An 18612-nucleotide genomic window follows, 5' to 3' on the forward strand; every position below is an offset into this window, starting at 1 on the left:
TGCAGCACATCCGGCCCGCCGTCAGCCAAGCTTTCGGGAGCCGGAAAAGAGCGGCGAGGGCGCTTGCCAGCGGAGCTTTCCCCTCTCTACTATCGCCCGTAATCCACGCTGCGGATGCCGCGCCTCTGCAGGCATGTCGCAGTCGCCATGACCAACGCTTCCTCCGAAGGAAACTGCATGACCAAGCTCCGCTGGATCGCCGCCGCTGCGCTTGCCCTATCGATCGCTGCGCCCGGTGCCGCGCAGGAGAAGCAGGTGACGCAGACCACCGAAAAGGTGGATGAGGGGATGGATCTGCCGCCGCTGCCCGCAGACAAGACGGTGAAGCAGTCCGCCGTCATCGGTGGGCGCACCATTTCCTACAATGCGACGGTCGGGACGATCCCGGTGCGCGATGGGAAGGGCAAGACGATCGGGCAGGTGGTCTACACCGCCTATACGGTGCCGGGTGCAGACGTGAACCGCCCGGTGACGTTCGCTTTCAACGGCGGGCCGGGCGCGTCCTCGGTGTATCTCAATCTGGGCGCGGTGGGGCCGAAGCGCCTTCAATTCGGCGCGCAGGGCGATGCTCCGTCCGACGCGCCGATCACGACCGACAATCCCAATAGCTGGCTGGATTTCACCGATCTTGTCTTCATCGATCCCATCGGCACCGGCTTCAGCCGCAGCCTGGTGGACGAGGAGGAGACGAACAAAGCGTTCTACGCCAATGATCCGGACATCGAATATCTTTCCAAGGTGATCTACGACTGGCTGGTGAAAGAGGGCCGTCTGCGCTCGCCCAAATATGTGATGGGCGAAAGCTATGGCGGATATCGCACGCCGCGGATCGCCTATGAGCTGCAATCGCAGATCGGGGTGGGGCTGAACGGGATCGTGATGGTTTCGCCCTATCTCGATCCGGCATCCGGAGACGGGGCGACCGCGCTCTCGCCGCTGCCCTGGATCATCGATCTGCCGTCCATGGCCGCCGCGAATCTGGAGCGGCAGGGGCGGCTGACCCCGGCTGCAATGGCCGATGTGGTGGCCTATGCGCGCGGCCCCTTCGCGACCGATCTGCTCCAGGGCCGCTCCGATCCGGCGGCGGTCGCGCGGATCGTCGATAATGTGACGGAGCTGACCGGGCTGGACCGCGATCTGGTGGCCGAGCGGGGCGGGCGCATCGATTCGGGCACCTATCTGCGCGCCGTCCACCGGGAAGATCGCACGATCGGCAGCGTCTATGACAGCAACGTCACCGCCTTCGATCCCTTCCCCTGGTCTGCGCAGCGCCGGTCCAACGATCCGATCCTCGACGCGCTGATCGCGCCGACCACCAGCGCGATGGTGGACTTCATCACCCGCGTGGTGGGGTGGAAGACAGACGCGCGCTATCACGCGCTCAGCTATGAAGTGAACGAGGCTTGGGACCGGGGCGAGCCGGACGACAAGCCGGTGCAGGACCTGCGCAAGGCGATCGCCAATGATCCGAACATGGCGGTGATGATCGTGCATGGCTGGGATGATCTCAGCTGCCCGTTCATGGCGAGCGTGCTGATCGTGGATCAGATGCCCGATTTCGGCATGGCCGAGCGCGTGAAGCTGGATGTCTATCCCGGCGGGCACATGTTCTACAGCCGCGACGACAGCGGTGCCGCGTTCAAGCGCGATGCACGCGCCATCTACAATATGCGCGGCTGAACGCCGCCGCACCCCTTATCCTTCCTGTCAGAAAGCGATGTGTTCCATGCGTTATCCCCTTCTTCTTGCTGCCGCCGCGATTCTGCCTGCCGCCTGCACCGCGCCGATGACCGGCATGGCGGACGTCGCTGCGCCCGCAGCAGGTCCCGCCGCTGCCGATAGCACTGCCGAGGCAGCCGACCCGAACCTTTATCTGGAGGACATTCATGGCGAGCGCGCGCTCGCCAAGGTCAACCAGTGGAATGCCCGCTCGCTCGCCGCGCTGGAGGCGATGCCGGGGTTCAAGCAATATCAGGCCCGCGCGCTCGATCTGCTGCAGGACGATCGCCAGATCGCGAATCCCGATCAGATCATCGGCAACCGCGTGCTCAACCTGTGGCAGGACAAGGCCAATCCGCGCGGTCTCTGGCGCGTCGCGTCGCTGGAAAGCTTCACCGCGGGCAAGCCCGAATGGCATACGCTGATCGACGTCGATGCGCTGGGCAAGCAGGAGGGCAAGAGCTGGGTGTGGAAGGGCGCGGACTGCCTGGCCCCGGACTACACCCGCTGCATGGTCGCTCTGTCCAATGGCGGCGGCGACGCCGTGCTGGAGCGCGAGTTCGATCTGACCACCGGCCGGTTCGTGGACGGCGGCTTCACCGTGCCGACGGCCAAGACGCGGCTGAGCTGGGCCGGGCCGGACGCGTTGTACGTCGCCAGCGATTTCGGCCCGGATAGCCTGACCGATTCGGGCTATCCGCGCACCGTGAAGCTCTGGAAACGCGGCGCGCCGCTGTCCGCCGCCACCGAAATCGCCACCGTCCCCAAGGATTATGTGAGTGTCGGAGTGGGCGTGTTCGAAGATGGCGGCACGCGCTATCCGATCCTGAATAAGGCGGTGGATTTCTACCACAGCGATGTCAGCCATATCGCGCCGGACGGCCGCCCGATCCCCTCGCCGGTGCCGCAGGACGCGGAAATCAACGCGATGCTGGACGGCCGCCTGTTCGCCACGCTGCAGAGCGACTGGAATGGCATCCCGGCGGGAGCGATCGTCGCCTATTCGGTACCGGACGTCCTCGCGGGCCGCGATCCGCAGGTGGAGCGCGTGTTCATGCCCAGCCGCAGCCAGGCGGTGGAGCAGGTCGCGTCCGGCCAGTCGGTGCTATGGGTGAAGCTGCTGGACGATGTGTCGGGCAAGCTGATCGCGCTGACCCGCGGTGCGGACGGTGCCTGGTCGCAGCAGGCGATGGCGCTGCCCGCCAACAGCACCGTGACGCTGGATGCGACGGCGCATGACAGCAATCTCGCCTTCGTCACCGTCGAAGGCTTCCTGTCGCCGCCCACGCTCGATGCCGTGCGCCCCGGCGCCGCGCCGGTGAAAGTGGACGCGCTGCCCGCGCGCTTCGATGCCGCGACCATGGACGTGGTGCAGCGCTTTGCCACCTCCAAGGACGGCACGAAGATCCCCTACTTCCTGGTGCGCAAGAAGGGGGAAAGCGGCCCCGTGCCCGCGCTGATCCACGCTTATGGCGGGTTCAACCTTGCCCAGACGCCGACCTATCTGACCGGCCAGCCCTATCGTTCCGGCCCCGCCGGCCTGTTCTGGGTGGAGGAGGGCAATGCCTTCGTTCTGGCCAATATCCGGGGCGGCGGTGAATATGGGCCGCGCTGGCACAAGGCGACGATGCGCGAAAAGCACCAGAACGCGTTCGACGATCTGGCTGCGGTGGCCGAAGATCTGATCCGCACGGGAGTTTCTACAAAGGGCGACATCGCCGTTTCTGGCCGTTCCAATGGCGGCTTGCTCACTTCCACCGCGATCGTGCAGCGTCCCGATCTTTACGGCGGCGCGGTCATCGGATCGCCGCTGATCGACATGAAGCGCTATTCGCACCTATTGGCCGGGGCGAGCTGGATCGGCGAATATGGCGATCCGGACAAGCCGGAGGACTGGGCCTTCATCGGGCAATATTCGCCCTATCAGAACATGAAGGCGGGCGTCGATTACCCGGTGCCGTTCCTTTACACCTCGACCGAGGATGACCGCGTCCACCCCGCCCATGCGCGCAAATTCGCCGCCCGCCTCGAAAATTTCGGCGACGATTTCTATTATTATGAAGATCCCGAAGGCGGCCACGCCGCGGGCGCGGACCGCATCGCCGATGCACAGCGCGCGGCGCTGGTTACAGTGTATCTGAACAGCGTGCTGAAGGGCAAATAATCGGGGCGGGGCCGCGCGCCCCGCATCCGGATGGCGCTTTGCGCGTTTTCCAAGCTGTTCGCCTGAGTTTCCATGCGTTACACAGGCGAAACGGATCGGGGACTTGCGAGGCGACATCCGGATGATGCGATTGCTGACCGCCGCGATATTGTTCGCATTCTACCTGCTGCTGGCGGGCGCGCTGGGCACCGCGCAGTTCGTCTCCGCCGCCATTCTCACCGTTCTGATCCTCGGCTGGTCGATGCTCATTCGGCGGTTCGGCAGCGAGAGAAGTCTCAGCTTTTCGAAAGCGCATTGGAGCCCCTGGGTCCGTGCCGCCCTCCGCCTGCCGGGTGATACACTGCGCATCGGCGGCGTCCTTTTGAAAACCTGCTTGGTCGGCGGTTCGCCGGGCCGCGCGGTGGAGCCAAAGTTCCGGTTCGGCACCGTCGATGACCCGTCCGAGGCCGCGCGGCGCGCCACTGCCGTGATCGCGGGATCGCTCACACCCGATTTCTACGTCGTCGATATCACGTCCGAACGCGCCTGTGCCTATGGGCACAAGCTGCTGAAGGGCGACGGGCCGAACCGTCCGGACTGGCTGGCATGACGGATCTCTGGCTTGCCGCCTCGATCGCGCTGATCCTGCCTTTCGCGCTGGCGGCCATCGCGATCTGGCGCGGGCCGATCGCCGGACGCCTCGCCGCCGTTCAGCTCGCCAGCGTGATTGCGGTGCTGCTGCTCGTCGCCATGGATTTCGCCTTCGATCAGCCCGCCGCGATCGACATCGCCCTGTCGCTCGCGCTTCTCTCGCTTCCGGGTACGCTGCTCTATGCGCTGTTCGAGGAGCGCTGGCTGTGACGATCGCGCTTGCGCTGCTGCTGGCCCTCGGCGTGCTGGCAACCCTCATCGGCGCGATCGCCTTTCTTCGTCTCGCAACACCGTTCGAGCGGCTGCACGCGGCCAGCTTCGTCGCCGTCGCCGCCACCGCCTGCTTCGTTGCGGCGGCTTTCATCACCGATGGCGTGACGGGCCGATCGCTGAAGATGGTGCTCATCCTCGCCGTGCTCATCGTCACCGGGGCGCTCGCCAACCATGCCGTGGCCCGCGCGCTGCAGATTCGAGGCGGCGAACGGCGGTGAGCTGGCTGATCGGCCTCGTGCTGCTCTTGGTGGCGGTCGGCGGGCTGATGGTCGTCATCACCCGCGATCCGCGCAAGCAGGTCTACGCCCTCGGCATCAACGGCCTGATCCTTACCCTCTTTTTCTTCGTTTTGCAGGCGCCCGATGTGGCGATCAGCGAAGTCGGCGTGGGCGCGGCGATCGTGCCGCTGCTGTTCCTGGTCGCTCTCACCGCGATCAACAACGATCGGGAGCGGCGCGGCAAATGAACGCCAAGGCGCGCCTCTCGCTGCTGTTCATCGCCTTTGCGCTGCTGCTGCCGGGCATCTGGAGCCTGGCGCACGCGCTGCCGCCCTTCGGCTTTCCCACCGAGCTTTACGGGCAGGCGGTGAACGACATCGTTCCGGGCCTGCGCCATGTCGCCAATATGATCACCGCGGTGAACTTCGATGTGCGCGGCATCGATACGGTGGGCGAGGAAATGATGCTGGTGGGCGCGGTAACCGGCACGGTCATGCTGTTGCGCGGCAGCCGGGGCGAGGATGCGAGCGACCGTGCCGATCAGAAGCGCGGGCGGCCCGTCATCCCCCGGTCGGATGCCTTGGTGCTGATGTCGCGCCTGTCGGCCAGCATCGTCATGATGTTCGGTATCTATATCGTGGCGCAAGGCACGGAGACGCCGGGCGGCGGTTTCCAGGCCGGGGTACTGTGCGCCACCAGCTTCATCCTGATCTATCTGGGTGACGGCTATGCCGGATGGCGCCGCCTGATCCCCAGCCCCGTCATGGCCTTTCTGGAAGGGACGGGCGGTTTCGTGTTCGTTGCCGCAGCGGCGTTCCCCCTGTTTCTGGGCAAGGCGGCGCTGGAGAACATCATTCCGACCAGCGATTTCCGCTCGATGATCTCGGGCGGCATGATGATCCTCGGCAATTTCGCGGTGACGGTGGCGGTGGCCGGCAGCTTCGGCGCGCTGATGGTGGAATTCATGGAAGAAACCCGAGAGCCGTCGGAAGACGATCCGGCCGAGGGCGACGGCGACGAAGTGGATGAGACGCAATGAGCATATTGCCGTGGATCGTGGCCGCCTGGCTGTTCGGCATTGGCCTTTACGGCATCGCGACGTCGCGCCATTTCGTGCACCTCGTCGGCTGCCTTACCGTCTGCCAAAGCTCCACCTATGTCCTTCTGCTGAGCCTCGGATACAAATGGGGTGCGGGTCCGCCGGTGTTTTTCGATCATCCGCCCGGCACGCCGGCAGTGGATCCGGTGATTCAGGCACTGATCCTGACCGACATTGTCATCGGTGCCGCGATGTCCGCGCTGCTCCTCGTCCTCGCCATCCAGGTGCAGAAGCGCACCGGTTGCTGCGATCCGCAGAGCGTGCGCGCGCTGCGCAAGCCGAAATGAAGCTTGTTCGGTCACGGGCGCTGCCATGACGCTGCCCGAACTGCTCTTGCCGGTCACGGTTCTGCTGCCGCTGGGCATGGCGGCGCTGATCCTGGCCGTCTCGCACATATTGCCGCCGCGTATTGCGGATATCGCCGCGCTCGCCGTGTCGCTGGCCGTCATGCTGCTGTCGGGCTGGCTGGCGAGCGTTGCCATGAGCCAAAGTGCGCCGGTCATGCACTGGTTCGGCGGATGGAGCCCCGGCGCCCATGGCAGCGGCAACCTGATCTTGGGCATCGCCTTTCGCGCCGATCCGGTGAGCGCGGGCGTCTCCGCGTTCGTCGGCTTGCTGTTCTCCGCCGCCTTCGTGTTCGCCTGGAGCTATTTCGACCACATCCATTCGCACTTTCAGGTGTTGATGCTGCTGTTTCTGGCTGGCATGCAGGGTTTCTGCCTGACGGGAGACCTGTTCAACCTGTTCGTCTGGTTTGAGCTGATGAGCATCTCCGCCTTTGCGCTCACCGCCTATCCGCTGGGGCAGAGCGCGCTGGACGGCGCATTCAATTTCGTCGTCACCAACGCCATTGCGGGTTTCATGATGCTGGGTGCGGTGGGCCTTGTTTACGCGCGGCTCGGCACGCTCGACATGGTCTATATGGGGCAGCTGGCGGCGGAGCGCGGGGCCGATCCGGTGCTGATCGCGGCGCTGGTCCTGCTGGCCGCCGCCTTGCTGACCAAGGCGGCGATCGTGCCCTTCCACCTCTGGCTCGCCGACGCGCATGCAGTGGCGCCTAGCCCGGTTTCGGTGGTGTTCTCCGGCGCTATGGTCTCGGTCGGCCTGTTCGGCTTCATGAAATTGCTGCTGCTGGTATTTTCCAAAGACGCGGCGATCATCACCCTTGCCAAGCCCGCCTTGATGGCGATGGGCGGCGTCACGGCGATCGTCGGTGCGCTGATGGCGTGGGGGCAGCGCCATCTGAAGCGCTTGCTCGCCTTTTCCACCATTTCGCATCTCGGCATCATGCTAACCGGTGTTGCCAGCCTGTCGTCCGAGGGATTGACCGGCTTTGCGCTCTATTTGCTCGGTCACGGCCTGGTGAAGGGCGCGCTGTTCATGGTTGCGGGCATCATGCTGGCGCTTGGCGCCTCGGGTGACGAGATCATGCTGTATCGGCAGGGGCGGCGCTGGTGGCCCGCCGGTGTCGTTATGGGCCTTGGCGGGCTGATGCTTGCCGGCCTGCCCTTCGGCCCGCTGCACGGTGGCGAGGAGATGATCCATCACGCCATCGGCCATGGCCCGTTGTTCTGGGCGGTCAGCTTCGCCACCGTCCTTACCGGCGCGGCGGTGTTGCGCGCCACCTTGCGCATTTTCGCAGGGCTCAGCGGTGCTCCCGGCGTGGAAGCGAGCGCGCCGACCGAGCTGGAGCGTGAGCGGGCGGACCGTCCCTTCGCGCTGATGCTGGCGCCTGCGGCCCTGTTGATCGCCCTGGCGATCATCTTGCCCGCCAGCCTGGCCGAAGCGTCGGGGCAGGGCTTTGCCGTCATGAGCGGCCTCGGTTCGCTCGCCGAGCTGGCGCCGCCCGCCGCTGTCCCCTGGACCGCGCTGTCGACCGTGGGGCTGGCCATCCTGATCGCTGGCCTTTCGCTGCTGCGCCGCCGCCCGACGGCACGTATCGCTCGCACGATGGCCCGCGCCGAACGCGCGCCCTTTACGGCGCTGGAATATGTGCACTCGGGTCTGGTCGGCGATTATGTGGTCTGGACCGCGGTGGGCCTGGCCGGTCTGTCGATGTGGATCGGCTGGCAGTAAAGGCGGGCAATGGCGCTGGAACTCCTCCTATTCGCGATCGGCGGCGTCGTGTTGACGATGAGCCTGCTGGCCGGCCTCATCAGCAACCGCCTGTGGATCTCGGAAGTGACGCTGTGCCTGCTGTTCGGCGCCGCGCTGGGGCCGCTTCTGGGTTATGTCGCGGAAACGCAGCTTTTCGGCGACAACCGCATGAACACGCTGGAAGAGGTGGCGCGCATCACGCTCGGAATCGCGGTGATGGGCACGGCGCTGCGCCTGCCGATGTCCTATGTACGCAGCTGGTGGCGGGACATGGGCGTCGTGCTGCTTTTGGGTTTGCCGTTAATGTGGTTGACCGGCGCGGGAATGGCGGCGGCGCTACTGGGTGTGGGCCTGCTGCCGGCGCTGCTGATCGGCGCGATTACAGCGCCGACCGATCCGGTGGTGGCCGCCTCGATCGTCACCGGGCGTATCGCCAATGCGAAGGTGCCCGCCCGTGTGCGCCATCTGATTCAGGCGGAAAGCGCTGCGAATGACGGGCTGGGCTTTCTCTTCGTCATGCTGCCGATTTTGCTCCTCACCAAGCCGGCAGCCGAAGCCTGGGGCGAATGGGCCAGCCGCATCATTCTTTGGGAAGTAGGCGGTGCAATCCTGATCGGCGGCATCATCGGCTGGCTGGCGGGTAAGCTGTTCGTCTGGGCCAAGAAAAAACCCTATTCCGAAGACGAATCACTGCTCACCATCGGCCTAGCTCTGTCGCTCACCGTGCTGGCCGGGCTGGAGCTGATCGGCACGGACGGCATCCTGGCGGTGTTTGTGGCGGGGATCATGTTCAACCGCGGCATTTCGGACATCGAAACGCACCAGCACAATCTGCACGGCGCGATCACACGCTTTTTCGATCTGCCGGTGTTCGTCCTGATCGGTGTGCTGCTGCCATGGAAAGAATGGCTGGCGATGGGCTGGAACGCCCTGTTTCTGGCGCTGGCCCTCGTGCTGCTCCGGCGGCTGCCCTGGTGGCTGGTGCTATCGCCGATCATTCCTTCGCTGAAGAAGCGCGATGAAACATTGTTCGCGGGCTTCTTCGGGCCGATTGGCGTTGCGGCGGCCTATTATGCCATGTTGGCGCACGACAAGACGGGCATTGAATGGCTGTGGCCGGTCGCCAGCCTCGTGATTTTCCTGTCCGTTATCATCCACGGCATCAGCGCCACGCCGCTCGCGAATCTACTCGGCAGGCGGCTGGAGCGTTATGAGGATGAGGCGAAGGGCTGAGCTACAGGCGCAAGAAATGGCTGGTGACCCCTACGGGAATCGAACCCGTGTTTCAGCCGTGAGAGGGCCGCGTCCTGACCGCTAGACGAAGGGGCCATGCGCGGTGGCCTGAAGCGCTAAAGTCCCGGTGGTGACCCCTACGGGAATCGAACCCGTGTTTCAGCCGTGAAAGGGCCGCGTCCTAACCGCTAGACGAAGGGGCCTCCGCCGGGAAGCTGCGCACTTAGGGAACGCGCACCGATCGGTCAAGCCGCGATCGCAGCATCTTCCAGATGAAGTTCGGCTGCAGGGCGCGCACCCCAGTCGTCGATCTTCGCCCGGCCGGCCAGCCAATATTTGGTGCCGGGGCCCCCGTGCAGCAGGGTTTGGCCCAGAACGCTGTCGGCCGCGCGAAAGGCCATGGCCTTGAACCGGCCGCCATCGTCGCCCGAAACGATCGCGCGGACATGGCCGTTGCCCACAACATCGCATTTTACGATTCGCACCGGCCCCGCCACCACGCGCGGCGCGGGCCAGCCCATCCCATAAGGCCCGCCGCGCTCCACCGCGCCGACGAAATCGGGGTTGAGCCCGCGCGGAGAGAGCAGCGCATCGATCAACATCGCGCGCTCGTCCCCCGCCCGCGCCACCGCAGCGGCCAGGCGATCGTCGAGAAATTCCGCGAGCGCCTCCACCTTGTCCGCGTCCACGGTGAGGCCCGCCGCCATGGCGTGCCCTCCGCCCGCGACAAGCAGGCCATGCTCGCGCGCGGCGATGATCGCGGCGCCCAGATCCACGCCGCTGACCGACCTGCCCGATCCCTTGCCCACGCCTTTATCGTCGATGGCGATGACGATGGCGGGCTTGCCGGTCTTTTCCTTGATACGTCCGGCAACGATGCCGATGACGCCCGGATGCCAGCCTTCGCCTGAAAGCAGTGCGACCGACCGGTTGTGCTGGCCGGGCAACTGCGCCTCCGCGCCTTCCTGCACCGCCGATTCGATGGCGCGGCGTTCTTCGTTCAGAAGGTCCAGCGTGTGCGCAATCTCGCGCGCTTCATCCGGGTCTTCGGTGGTCAGCAGCCGCACACCCAGATCGGACTTGCCCACGCGCCCGCCAGCATTGATTCGCGGCCCCAGCGCAAAGCCCAGATCGCTGCAGATCGGCGCGCGGTTAAGGCGGCTGGCGTCGATCAGCGCGTTGAGCCCGGTGTTGCGACGCGCGGCCATCACCTTCAGCCCCTGTGCCACGAACGCGCGGTTGAGCCCCTTGAGCTGCGCCACATCGGCTACAGTGCCGAGCGCGACGAGATCGAGCAGGTCCAGCAGCGGCGGCTTGGCGCGATTCGCGAAAAAGCCGCGTTGCGAGAGGATGCGGCGGATTTCTACGGCCAGCAGGAAGGCGACGCCCACCGCGGCCAGATGGCCATGACTTGCCGCCTCGTCACATTCGTCGAGACGGTTGGGGTTTACGAGCGCGAGCGCGGCGGGAAGCTCGGCGGCGCATTTGTGGTGATCGACCACGATCACCTCGACCCCCGCCGCCTTGGCTTCAGCCAGAGCGTCATAGGCCATCGCGCCGCAATCGACGGTGACCACCAGGTCCGCGCCTTCCGCGCCGAGCCGCACCAGCGCTTCTCCGGATGGGCCATAACCTTCCATCAGCCGGTCCGGAATATAGGCGGAGGCGGAGAGGCCGAGCTGGCCGAGAAAGCGAATCAGAAGCGCCGCGCTGGTGGCCCCGTCGACATCGTAATCGCCGAAGACGACCAGCTTTTCCTGCCGCTCCACTGCATCGGCGATTCGCTCCGCCGCGCGGGTCATGTCCTTGAAGATCGCAGGGTCCGGCAGGAAGCCGGTGATCGACGGGCTGAGATGCGCGTCCAGTGCCTCGCGCGGGCAGCCGCGCGCCAGCATCAGCTGGGTAAGGAGATCGTCCGGGCGAAAATCCCCGGCCCGCGCATCCGCGCCGCGCCCACGCCAGCGCCAGGGCTGGCCGGAAAGCGACCGCTCGATATCACAGACGAATTGCATGGTGCGTGGGATTAGCGGAATCCGCAGGCGTAGTGAATCGCTAATCTCACGGCCCCCGTTCGACCATAAGCGCAGAATCGGATAGGAGAGCCGGCATGAAACGCCTGCTCATCGTCCATTTCAGCCGCACCGGCGGCAGCCGACAGCTTGCCGAAGCGGCGCGGGACGGCGCGCTGGATGCCGGCGATGTCGAGCTGGAATTTCTGACGGCAGGGGCGGCGGGGCCGGACGATCTCTTGGCCGCGGACGGCTATCTGTTCGCCTGCCCGGAGAATCTGGCGGCGATCGCGGGCGGCATGAAGGAATTTTTCGACCGGAGCTATTATCCGGTGCTCGGAAAGATCGAGGGCCGTCCCTATGCCGCGATCATCTGCGCAGGATCGGACGGCGAAAACGCCAAAAGGCAGCTCGAACGCATCTGCACCGGCTGGCGCCTGAAACGCATCGCCGAAACGCTGATCGTCAATGTCCAGGCGCAGACGCCGGAGGAAATCCTGGCGGACAAAACCATCCCCGAAGACAGGCTGGCCGAAGCCCACAATCTCGGCGCAACGCTGGCCGCTGGCCTGGAAATGGGCGTGTTCTAAGGGCTAGCTCGTGTAGCCCCAGATCGCGACGATACCGAGCAGGATCAGCGCGCCGAAAAACAGGATGCGCGCGGCTTTGCTCTTCAGAATAATCTGTCCGCCCCGCGCGTCGCGGGCATCGATATTGGGGCCGGTAGGCCGGTTCTGTTTGTCCATGTCCGTTGGAATGGACGCAGGCACCGGCCCGTTCCGCAATTACTGCGTCTTGTGTTCGCTCTTTACCCAGCGGACGGTGCCGCTGGAGGCGCGCATGACGACGCTTTCGGTGGTGGTGACGCCGCGGCGCAGCTTTTTCACGCCTTCCAGCAGCGATCCGTCGGTGACGCCGGTGGCGGCAAAGATGCAATCGCCCTTGGCCAGTTCCTTGAGGTCGTACTGCTTATTGAGGTCCGTGATGCCCCATTTGGCGGCGCGGGCGCGTTCGTCGTCGTTGCGGAAGAGCAGGCGGCCCTTGAACTGGCCGCCCACGCAGCGCAGCGCCGCGGCGGCGAGCACGCCTTCGGGTGCGCCGCCCGAACCCATGTAGAGATCGATCGTGGTGTCTTCGTCGGTGGTCGCGATCACCCCGGCCACATCGCCGTCGGGGATCAGCTGAATGCCGCAACCGATTTCGCGCAGTTCGGAAATCAGCTGCTCGTGACGCGGCCGATCGAGCACGCAGACGATGATTTCATTGGGCTCCACGCCCTTGGCCTTGGCCACGGCCTCCACATTCTCGCGCACCGACTTGTCGAGATCGATGATCCCGTCCGGATAGCCCGGCCCGCAGGCCAGCTTGTCCATATAGACGTCCGGTGCGTTCAGCAGGCAGCCCTCTTCGGCGGCGGCCAGCACGGCGAGCGCGTTGGGGCCGGCCTTGGCGGTGATGGTGGTGCCTTCCAGCGGATCGAGCGCGATGTCGATCTTCGGGCCCTTGCCCGGCGCCCCGCCCACCTTTTCGCCGATGAACAGCATCGGCGCCTCGTCGCGCTCGCCCTCGCCAATCACTACGGTGCCATCCATTTCCAGATTGTCGAACGCGCGGCGCATGGCTTCCACGGCGGCGGCATCGGCGGCTTTTTCGTCGCCGCGACCGATCATCTTGGAGGCTGCCATCGCCGCGGCTTCGGTAACGCGCACCATTTCGAGCACGAGGACACGGTCGAGAATATCGCTGGGCTTGGGCATCACGGTCTCCTGATTTTTCGCCTTGTTCCGGCTTTGGCCCGGCCGGGCCCGCGCGCGAGCGATAGGCGAGGGTTGTTGCAATGTCGAGAATGGCGCGCGACCATGGCGGGCGGGCCCGGCGAAAGGATGATGCGATGGCGGACGAAGAAATGCGGGCAGGACGCTGCCATTGCGGCGCGGTGCGATTCGATGTGCGGCTGGCCGACGGACTGGCGAGCGCGCGCCGATGCGACTGTTCCTATTGCGCGGCCCGCGGCGCGGTGGCGGTGACCGCGATGCGCGGCGATCTGACGGTGACGGACGGCGCGGACAGGCTGACGCTCTACCAGTTCGGCACGGGCACCGCGGAGCATTATTTTTGCTCGGTCTGCGGCATTTACACCCACCATCGCCGCCGATCGAACCCGGACGAACTCGGCGTCAACGTTGCTTGTCTGGAGGGGCTGAGCCCGTTCGACTTCGACCGCGTGGCGGTGAACGACGGCCAGACCCATCCGAACGACCGCCCGCCGGGCGCCGGAACCCGACAAGCGGGCGTGCTGATTTACCAGCGCAATTAGCGCTGAGGCGCGGCGGTCAGCCTGCGCCGTTCGGCCATTGGTCGATAAGCGTCAGGCGCGGAATGATCGCCCCGGGAGCGATCAGCGCACCGGGCGCGATCACCGCATTGGCGCCGACACGGGCTCCATCGCCCAGTAAAACGCCGAACTTCGTCGTGCCCGTCTCAATAACACCATCGTCCGTCGCGATCCTGATCGCCGCGCCGCCGCGCTCGTTCCGGTAATTGGCGATGATCGCCCCCGCCTCGACATTGCTGCCGCTTCCCAGGATCGAATCGCCGACGAAGCTTAAGTGGGCGATCTTGGCGCCGCCGAACAGGAAGCTGGTCTTTACCTCGCACTGCGGGGCGACGATGCAGCCCTCGCCGAGGTGAACGCCGCCGCGGATATAGGCGCCGGACGCGACGAAGGCGTTCGCCTCCAGCAGCACCGGCCCTTTCAGGATGGCGCCAGGTTCCACCACGGCACTGCGATGGCGCGCGACCGTGCCTTCGCGGATATAGTCTTCGCCCAGATCGGCTACCGCCTGCCCGATCAGCTCTTCCGCCGTTGCGGTGGCTTCCCAGGGCACCGAAACCTCGGCACCCCAAGCGGAATCCCGCCACGCGGTAACATAATCCGCAATGGCAGGGGCCGCGCTCATGCGTTCATGATGTGCATGACCATTGGTTCGGCCTTCAGGCTATCCGATCCGGCGAGCTTTGCGAGCGCCTGATCGATGCAGCGCTCCTCCACCTCATGCGTGACGATGGCGATCAGCGCGGTGTCGCCGCCGACAAGGGCGGGCTGGATCAAGCTTTCGACGGAAACACCCGCGTCGCGCATGGCGGCGGCAATCTCGGCCAGGACGCCCACCTTATCGGCCACTTCGAAGCGCAGATAGGCCTTGCCCGAGCGGTGGCCGGTTTCCGCCGTCTCCGCAGGCTCCAGCGCGCTGGCGGGCATGGCGAAGCTGTGCCCCGTCTGGCCGCGCGCGAGGTCGACCAAATCGGCGACCACCGCGCTGGCGGTGGGGCCGTCGCCCGCACCCGCGCCCTGAAACAGCAGGCGGCCCGAATAATTGCCTTCGGCCACCACCGCATTGGTCGCCCCGTCGATCCGCGCAAGCGGGTGGGCGAGGGGCAGGAGGCAGGGGTGCACGCGCTGGAACAGCTTGCCGCCATCCGCTTCGGCAAAGCCGATCAGGCGAATGACATAGCCGAGCGCGCGGGCCTGGGCGATGTCCTCGGCGCGCACCTGCGTGATGCCGCGCGTTTCCACGCCTGCGAAATCGAGCTTGGTGCCGAAACAGAGCGAGGCGAGGATGGACAGCTTGTGCGCTGCGTCCGTGCCTTCGATATCGAAGGCGGGATCGGCCTCGGCATAGCCGATGGCCTGCGCATCGGCGAGGACCTTGCCGAAATCCTCGCCCTTAGCCTCCATCGCGGAGAGCACATAATTGCAGGTGCCGTTAAGGATGCCGTAAACCCGCTCGATCCGGTTCGCCGCGGCGCCTTCGCGCAGGCCCTTGATCACCGGAATGGCGCCTGCGACGGCCGCCTCGAACAGCATCGGCGCGTCCGACTGCTCGGCGATCTGCGCCAGTTCCAGCCCATGATGGGCGATCAGCGCCTTGTTCGCGGTGACGAGCGCCTTGCCGTTGCCTAGCGCCGCGCGCGCCAGCGCCAGTGCCGGGCCGTCCGATCCGCCGACCAGCTCGCACACCACATCGACGTCCTCGTCCTGCGCGAAGGCGGCCATGTCGTCGCACCAGCGGTAGGAGCTAAGGTCGATCCCGCGATCCCGGTTCCGCTCCCGCGCGCTCACCGCGACGATCTCCACCGGCCGCCCCGCGCGCCGCGCGATCAGATCGCGGTTTTCCTCGATCAGGCGGACCACGCCGGTGCCGACCGTGCCGAGACCGGCAAGAGCCACGCGCAGCGGCTGCGCTTCGGAAGGGCGGTTCGAGGAGGGCTGAGTCATGGGAGAGCTGCCTTTTCGCCTGATTTTTGTGAGGCGGCGGTTACCCTGTGGGACGCTTCATGGCCAGCCCCAGCTCTTTCTCCTATATTCTATCTGATATCGCGCGGCCGATCCATGATCAGCGGCGCATCCGATATCGGTGCCTTGGCGCTGCATGGCCCCACCGAGCGGCGCACGAACTGATAATCCTCGCGCGCGCGCGCATCGTTCACCGGATCGCCGCTCGACAAAGCGGAAGAGGGCAGCTGGTTCGGAAGGCCGTTGCAGGCAAGGCGATACCATAACAGCGTGTCGCGCCGCGGTGCCTCTGCGGCCTCGTCCACAATTTCGGTCAGCGATACGGACCAGCGTTTCTCTTGGCCGGGACGGCTGAGCACGCTGATCGCGATCGGGCGCTTTTCTGCGGTCGAGAGGAATATCTGCGTCTCGCCCTCGCCCGGAATATTGCCCGGCACGTGAAAAGCGCTGGTTACGCCGGTGATCGGCGCGGGCGCATCGATCGCCACCGCCTCGCGTGCAACCTGCCGCACCAACGAATCGGTCTGCGGACCATAAGCCAGCAGCGATGCCGGCCCCGAAAGCTGCAGCTCTCCATTTCCGGTGATGCGGCCAAAGGCGAAGTAGCGGCCGCCTTTCAGCTTCTGCGCACGCCCCCGGGCATCGCGCGGAACATCGGCTAGGAAGCGAATCTGCGGCGGCAAGGCGCTCGATCCGCGGATCAGACTGTTGACATCCGCCTCCACATAAACGCGCGCGATCCCCGGTGGCAGTGGCCCGGCCCGGTCTGCGCCCAGTTCGGTGGCGCGGGTGATGCTAAGATCGACGATTGCGGGGGCCTGCGTCACCTGATCGGCGACGGCGACATAGCTGGGCGGATTTTCTTCGGCCGCGCGGTCATAGGCCGCGCTCGGCACACTGGCGCAGCCGCCCAGAAACATCGCCGTAGACGCGATGAGTTGATACATTCTTACATTCCGCATGGACTACTGCCCCTGATCTGTCATACGCTTGTGGTTAAAGGCCCATGTCCGATGTGCCCTGTCAATCGTATGAACCGTGCACCGCATCCATTTTGCGGGCCGGACGTACAATACAGGTCAGTCTGCGCTTGGGAGACTGGGCATACCCTATGCATTAAGCGCATTGCCCCAGCCGGGGAGCGCGGTTAAGGCGAGGATGCCTGAGGAGAGAAAGCCGTTGCGCGCGGGCCGATTGCTGCTTTAGCAGTGTTGGTTCGTGTCCTGCGGGGAAGTGAAGGAGCAACGCAGCCGAATGGCCTATGCAGACCAGGAAATGAGCAATACTAAGCTCGTTTCGATCGTAATCGTTGTCATCATCCATGTGCTGATCGGGTATGCTGTTATCACCGGTCTGGCATATCAGGCGGTGAAAAAGGTGGCACAAGATCTGAACGTCGTGGAGGTTCAGGAAGAGGAGCCGCCGCCACCGCCGCCGGAAGAGCCGCCGCCACCGGAGCCCGATCCGCAGCCGCAAGTCGATCCGCCGATCGTCTCGCCGCCGCCGATCGTGAAGACACCGTCGCCGCCGCCGCCGGTTGCTACCGTTCGGGATATCCCGCCGGCAGCGCCTGTGACGCCGACGTTTAACAAGATCGGTCCGGTTCCGAAGCTGGCTCCGCCGCCGCCACCTCCGCCGCCTCCGCCCCCGCCGCCGCCTCCGCAGCGCGCGAACCCGGAGCCGTCGAACAATCCTGGCGGCTGGGTTACGCAGAACGACTATCCGTCGCGTGCGCTACGTGAAGGAGCGACCGGCACCACCGGTTTCCGTCTGACCGTGGGCTCTAACGGCCGCGTGAGCGGGTGCTCCATCACCAGCTCGAGCGGAAGTAGTGAGCTCGACGATGCGGCGTGCCGTAACGCAACCCGGCGTGCCCGCTTCAAGCCGGCGCTGGATTCACAGGGCAATCCCACAACGGGCAGCTATACCACGCGCGTTCGCTGGGAAATTCCGGATTAAGATCAGTGCGCGGGGCCTGCCGGGGCCGGCTCCGCGACGCAGCTTGAATATATTTCGAAGAGGAAAGTCACACCATGTCCATTGAACTCTTGAGCGCTGCAGCCGGTGGCTCGCAGAACAAGTTCGGCCTCTTGGAGGCTCTTAACGAAGGCGGTTTCATCAGCTGGGCGATCTTTGTCGTCCTGGTGATTATGTCGGTCGGTTCCTTCTACATCCTGTTCACCAAGCTGTTCGAACAGCAGAAGGTGATCAATCAGGGCAAGAAGGCCCGCGCCGGTTTCTGGCGTGCGTCCAGCCTGAAGGAAGGCTCGACCAAGCTGGAAAAGAACAGTGCTTACAAGCAGCTCGTCGATGACGGCCTGCATGCGCAAGAGCGTCACGGCCAGATGACCGACCAGCAGGAAGCGCATGATTACCTGCATGGTTCGCTCGCTCGTTCGGAAGCGTCGATCAACACCAAGCTCAACAGCGGTCTAGCGTTTCTCGCTACCGTGGGTGCAACGGCACCGTTCGTCGGCCTGCTCGGCACCGTGATCGGCATCTACTCGGCGCTCATCAAGATCGGTATCGCCGGTCAGGCATCGATCGACGCCGTGGCCGGCCCGGTTGGTGAGGCGCTCATCATGACGGCGCTCGGCCTGTTCGTGGCCGTTCCTGCGGTGCTTGCTTACAACTGGCTCCAGAGCCGCAACAAGTACATCCTGCGTGATCTCAACAGCTTCTCCAACGACCTCCTCGCCTATATGGGTTCGGATGGCCGCGTGAAGCCGCAGATCGCTACCAACACGTCGACTGCCACTAAGCCGGTGACCAAGTCTTCCGGTCAGGCCGGGGGCGTACAGTCCCCGGCGGTGAAGCCCGGCACGACCGAGCGTCCCGGCACGACCACGACGAAGCGTTAATTCAAGGCAGGC

The 18612-nt window shown here is 65.3% G+C and carries 20 protein-coding genes and 2 tRNA genes; 14 read left to right on the forward strand and 8 right to left on the reverse strand.

Annotation, left to right across the window (positions count from 1 at the left end; genetic code table 11):
- The first annotated feature begins 177 nt into the window (after positions 1-177).
- The 10 genes from H7X45_RS12250 (at position 178) to H7X45_RS12295 (ending at position 9433) form a co-directional block, all read left to right on the forward strand.
- A complete protein-coding gene (locus H7X45_RS12250; protein ID WP_187335125.1) occupies positions 178-1680 on the forward strand; it encodes a S10 family peptidase in 1503 nt (500 codons plus the stop codon).
- A gap of 46 nt (positions 1681-1726) precedes the next feature.
- On the forward strand, positions 1727-3883 hold the full coding sequence (locus tag H7X45_RS12255; RefSeq protein ID WP_187335126.1) for a prolyl oligopeptidase family serine peptidase: 2157 nt from the start codon (positions 1727-1729) through the stop codon (positions 3881-3883).
- 121 nt (positions 3884-4004) lie between these two features.
- Complete coding sequence (locus H7X45_RS12260) at positions 4005-4472, forward strand: hypothetical protein (protein WP_214645495.1); 468 nt, start codon at positions 4005-4007, stop codon at positions 4470-4472.
- Entirely contained in the window at positions 4469-4723 is a 255-nt protein-coding gene (locus H7X45_RS12265) for a monovalent cation/H+ antiporter complex subunit F (protein WP_187335128.1), read from the forward strand. The genes H7X45_RS12260 and H7X45_RS12265 overlap by 4 nt, the downstream gene beginning before the upstream one ends.
- On the forward strand, positions 4720-5004 hold the full coding sequence (locus H7X45_RS12270; protein ID WP_187335129.1) for a monovalent cation/H(+) antiporter subunit G: 285 nt from the start codon (positions 4720-4722) through the stop codon (positions 5002-5004). The genes H7X45_RS12265 and H7X45_RS12270 overlap by 4 nt, the downstream gene beginning before the upstream one ends.
- Positions 5001-5252: a Na(+)/H(+) antiporter subunit B gene (locus H7X45_RS12275; protein WP_187335130.1), complete on the forward strand. Its 252-nt coding sequence runs from the start codon at positions 5001-5003 to the stop codon at positions 5250-5252. Before H7X45_RS12270 ends, H7X45_RS12275 begins: the two co-directional genes overlap by 4 nt.
- On the forward strand, positions 5249-6043 hold the full coding sequence (locus tag H7X45_RS12280; protein WP_187335131.1) for an MnhB domain-containing protein: 795 nt from the start codon (positions 5249-5251) through the stop codon (positions 6041-6043). Before H7X45_RS12275 ends, H7X45_RS12280 begins: the two co-directional genes overlap by 4 nt.
- Positions 6040-6390, forward strand: coding sequence for a sodium:proton antiporter (locus tag H7X45_RS12285; RefSeq protein ID WP_187335132.1), 351 nt, complete (start codon positions 6040-6042; stop codon positions 6388-6390). The genes H7X45_RS12280 and H7X45_RS12285 overlap by 4 nt, the downstream gene beginning before the upstream one ends.
- 25 nt (positions 6391-6415) lie before the next feature.
- Positions 6416-8179 (forward strand): complex I subunit 5 family protein, encoded by a 1764-nt coding sequence (locus tag H7X45_RS12290; RefSeq protein ID WP_187335133.1) that lies wholly within the window; start codon positions 6416-6418, stop codon positions 8177-8179.
- A gap of 9 nt (positions 8180-8188) precedes the next feature.
- Positions 8189-9433 (forward strand): cation:proton antiporter domain-containing protein, encoded by a 1245-nt coding sequence (locus tag H7X45_RS12295; RefSeq protein ID WP_187335134.1) that lies wholly within the window; start codon positions 8189-8191, stop codon positions 9431-9433.
- A 21-nt stretch (positions 9434-9454) separates the two neighbouring features.
- Here the strand turns inward: H7X45_RS12295 and H7X45_RS12300 are convergent.
- From H7X45_RS12300 to recJ, 3 genes are all read right to left on the reverse strand, one after another.
- Positions 9455-9529: transfer RNA gene (locus H7X45_RS12300), tRNA-Glu, on the reverse strand.
- Between the two features lie 32 nt (positions 9530-9561).
- Positions 9562-9636 (reverse strand) — tRNA-Glu (locus H7X45_RS12305).
- Positions 9637-9678: 42 nt separating this feature from the next.
- Positions 9679-11445 carry a single-stranded-DNA-specific exonuclease RecJ gene (gene recJ, locus H7X45_RS12310; RefSeq protein ID WP_187335135.1) on the reverse strand — a complete coding sequence of 589 codons (1767 nt, stop codon included), beginning with the start codon at positions 11443-11445 and terminating at the stop codon, positions 9679-9681.
- A gap of 95 nt (positions 11446-11540) precedes the next feature.
- Between recJ and H7X45_RS12315 the strand changes: the two genes are divergently transcribed.
- Positions 11541-12032 (forward strand): flavodoxin family protein, encoded by a 492-nt coding sequence (locus tag H7X45_RS12315; RefSeq protein ID WP_187335136.1) that lies wholly within the window; start codon positions 11541-11543, stop codon positions 12030-12032.
- Between the two features lie 3 nt (positions 12033-12035).
- On the opposite strand, the gene H7X45_RS12320 is transcribed toward H7X45_RS12315, so the two are convergent.
- The gene (locus H7X45_RS12320) at positions 12036-12188 is read right to left on the reverse strand and encodes a peptide ABC transporter permease (RefSeq protein ID WP_187335137.1); all 153 of its coding nucleotides are present in this window, start codon (positions 12186-12188) and stop codon (positions 12036-12038) included.
- Between the two features lie 39 nt (positions 12189-12227).
- Complete coding sequence (glpX, locus tag H7X45_RS12325) at positions 12228-13199, reverse strand: class II fructose-bisphosphatase (protein WP_187335138.1); 972 nt, start codon at positions 13197-13199, stop codon at positions 12228-12230.
- A 134-nt stretch (positions 13200-13333) separates the two neighbouring features.
- Here glpX and H7X45_RS12330 point away from each other — a divergent pair, with 134 nt between their 5' ends.
- Positions 13334-13759, forward strand: coding sequence for a GFA family protein (locus H7X45_RS12330; RefSeq protein ID WP_214645496.1), 426 nt, complete (start codon positions 13334-13336; stop codon positions 13757-13759).
- A 16-nt stretch (positions 13760-13775) separates the two neighbouring features.
- On the opposite strand, the gene H7X45_RS12335 is transcribed toward H7X45_RS12330, so the two are convergent.
- The 3 genes from H7X45_RS12335 to H7X45_RS12345 all read right to left on the reverse strand — a co-directional run bounded on the left by H7X45_RS12335 (position 13776) and on the right by H7X45_RS12345 (position 16686).
- Complete coding sequence (locus H7X45_RS12335) at positions 13776-14402, reverse strand: DapH/DapD/GlmU-related protein (RefSeq protein ID WP_187335139.1); 627 nt, start codon at positions 14400-14402, stop codon at positions 13776-13778.
- Positions 14399-15721 (reverse strand): homoserine dehydrogenase, encoded by a 1323-nt coding sequence (locus tag H7X45_RS12340; protein ID WP_187335140.1) that lies wholly within the window; start codon positions 15719-15721, stop codon positions 14399-14401. Before H7X45_RS12340 ends, H7X45_RS12335 begins: the two co-directional genes overlap by 4 nt.
- An 89-nt stretch (positions 15722-15810) precedes the next feature.
- A complete protein-coding gene (locus tag H7X45_RS12345) occupies positions 15811-16686 on the reverse strand; it encodes a hypothetical protein (RefSeq protein WP_187335141.1) in 876 nt (291 codons plus the stop codon).
- 307 nt (positions 16687-16993) lie between these two features.
- Between H7X45_RS12345 and H7X45_RS12350 the strand changes: the two genes are divergently transcribed.
- Together H7X45_RS12350 and H7X45_RS12355 are read left to right on the forward strand one after the other, a co-directional pair.
- A complete protein-coding gene (locus H7X45_RS12350; RefSeq protein WP_187335142.1) occupies positions 16994-17698 on the forward strand; it encodes an energy transducer TonB in 705 nt (234 codons plus the stop codon).
- Between the two features lie 74 nt (positions 17699-17772).
- Positions 17773-18600, forward strand: a complete 828-nt coding sequence (locus H7X45_RS12355) for a MotA/TolQ/ExbB proton channel family protein (RefSeq protein ID WP_187335143.1) — start codon at positions 17773-17775, stop codon at positions 18598-18600.
- Positions 18601-18612: the final 12 nt, after the last annotated feature.

Origin of the sequence: Novosphingopyxis iocasae (genome assembly GCF_014334095.1) — a bacterium.
Taxonomy (GTDB): Bacteria; Pseudomonadota; Alphaproteobacteria; order Sphingomonadales; family Sphingomonadaceae; genus Novosphingopyxis; species Novosphingopyxis iocasae.

Excerpts from the sequence above, each read along its gene's own strand:
- H7X45_RS12355 (WP_187335143.1), top strand. The coding sequence starts at position 17,773 with ATGTCCATTGAACTCTTGAGCGCTGCAGCCGGTGGCTCGCAGAACAAG.
- H7X45_RS12280 (WP_187335131.1), top strand. The coding sequence starts at position 5,249 with ATGAACGCCAAGGCGCGCCTCTCGCTGCTGTTCATCGCCTTTGCGCTG.
- H7X45_RS12265 (WP_187335128.1), top strand. The coding sequence starts at position 4,469 with ATGACGGATCTCTGGCTTGCCGCCTCGATCGCGCTGATCCTGCCTTTC.
- H7X45_RS12350 (WP_187335142.1), top strand. The coding sequence starts at position 16,994 with ATGGCCTATGCAGACCAGGAAATGAGCAATACTAAGCTCGTTTCGATC.
- H7X45_RS12250 (WP_187335125.1), top strand. The coding sequence starts at position 178 with ATGACCAAGCTCCGCTGGATCGCCGCCGCTGCGCTTGCCCTATCGATC.
- H7X45_RS12345 (WP_187335141.1), bottom strand. The coding sequence starts at position 16,686 with ATGTATCAACTCATCGCGTCTACGGCGATGTTTCTGGGCGGCTGCGCC.
- H7X45_RS12340 (WP_187335140.1), bottom strand. The coding sequence starts at position 15,721 with ATGACTCAGCCCTCCTCGAACCGCCCTTCCGAAGCGCAGCCGCTGCGC.
- glpX (WP_187335138.1), bottom strand. The coding sequence starts at position 13,199 with ATGCCCAAGCCCAGCGATATTCTCGACCGTGTCCTCGTGCTCGAAATG.
- recJ (WP_187335135.1), bottom strand. The coding sequence starts at position 11,445 with ATGCAATTCGTCTGTGATATCGAGCGGTCGCTTTCCGGCCAGCCCTGG.
- H7X45_RS12315 (WP_187335136.1), top strand. The coding sequence starts at position 11,541 with ATGAAACGCCTGCTCATCGTCCATTTCAGCCGCACCGGCGGCAGCCGA.
- H7X45_RS12295 (WP_187335134.1), top strand. The coding sequence starts at position 8,189 with ATGGCGCTGGAACTCCTCCTATTCGCGATCGGCGGCGTCGTGTTGACG.
- H7X45_RS12320 (WP_187335137.1), bottom strand. The coding sequence starts at position 12,188 with ATGGACAAACAGAACCGGCCTACCGGCCCCAATATCGATGCCCGCGAC.
- H7X45_RS12285 (WP_187335132.1), top strand. The coding sequence starts at position 6,040 with ATGAGCATATTGCCGTGGATCGTGGCCGCCTGGCTGTTCGGCATTGGC.
- H7X45_RS12330 (WP_214645496.1), top strand. The coding sequence starts at position 13,334 with ATGGCGGACGAAGAAATGCGGGCAGGACGCTGCCATTGCGGCGCGGTG.
- H7X45_RS12260 (WP_214645495.1), top strand. The coding sequence starts at position 4,005 with ATGATGCGATTGCTGACCGCCGCGATATTGTTCGCATTCTACCTGCTG.
- H7X45_RS12255 (WP_187335126.1), top strand. The coding sequence starts at position 1,727 with ATGCGTTATCCCCTTCTTCTTGCTGCCGCCGCGATTCTGCCTGCCGCC.
- H7X45_RS12335 (WP_187335139.1), bottom strand. The coding sequence starts at position 14,402 with ATGAGCGCGGCCCCTGCCATTGCGGATTATGTTACCGCGTGGCGGGAT.
- H7X45_RS12290 (WP_187335133.1), top strand. The coding sequence starts at position 6,416 with ATGACGCTGCCCGAACTGCTCTTGCCGGTCACGGTTCTGCTGCCGCTG.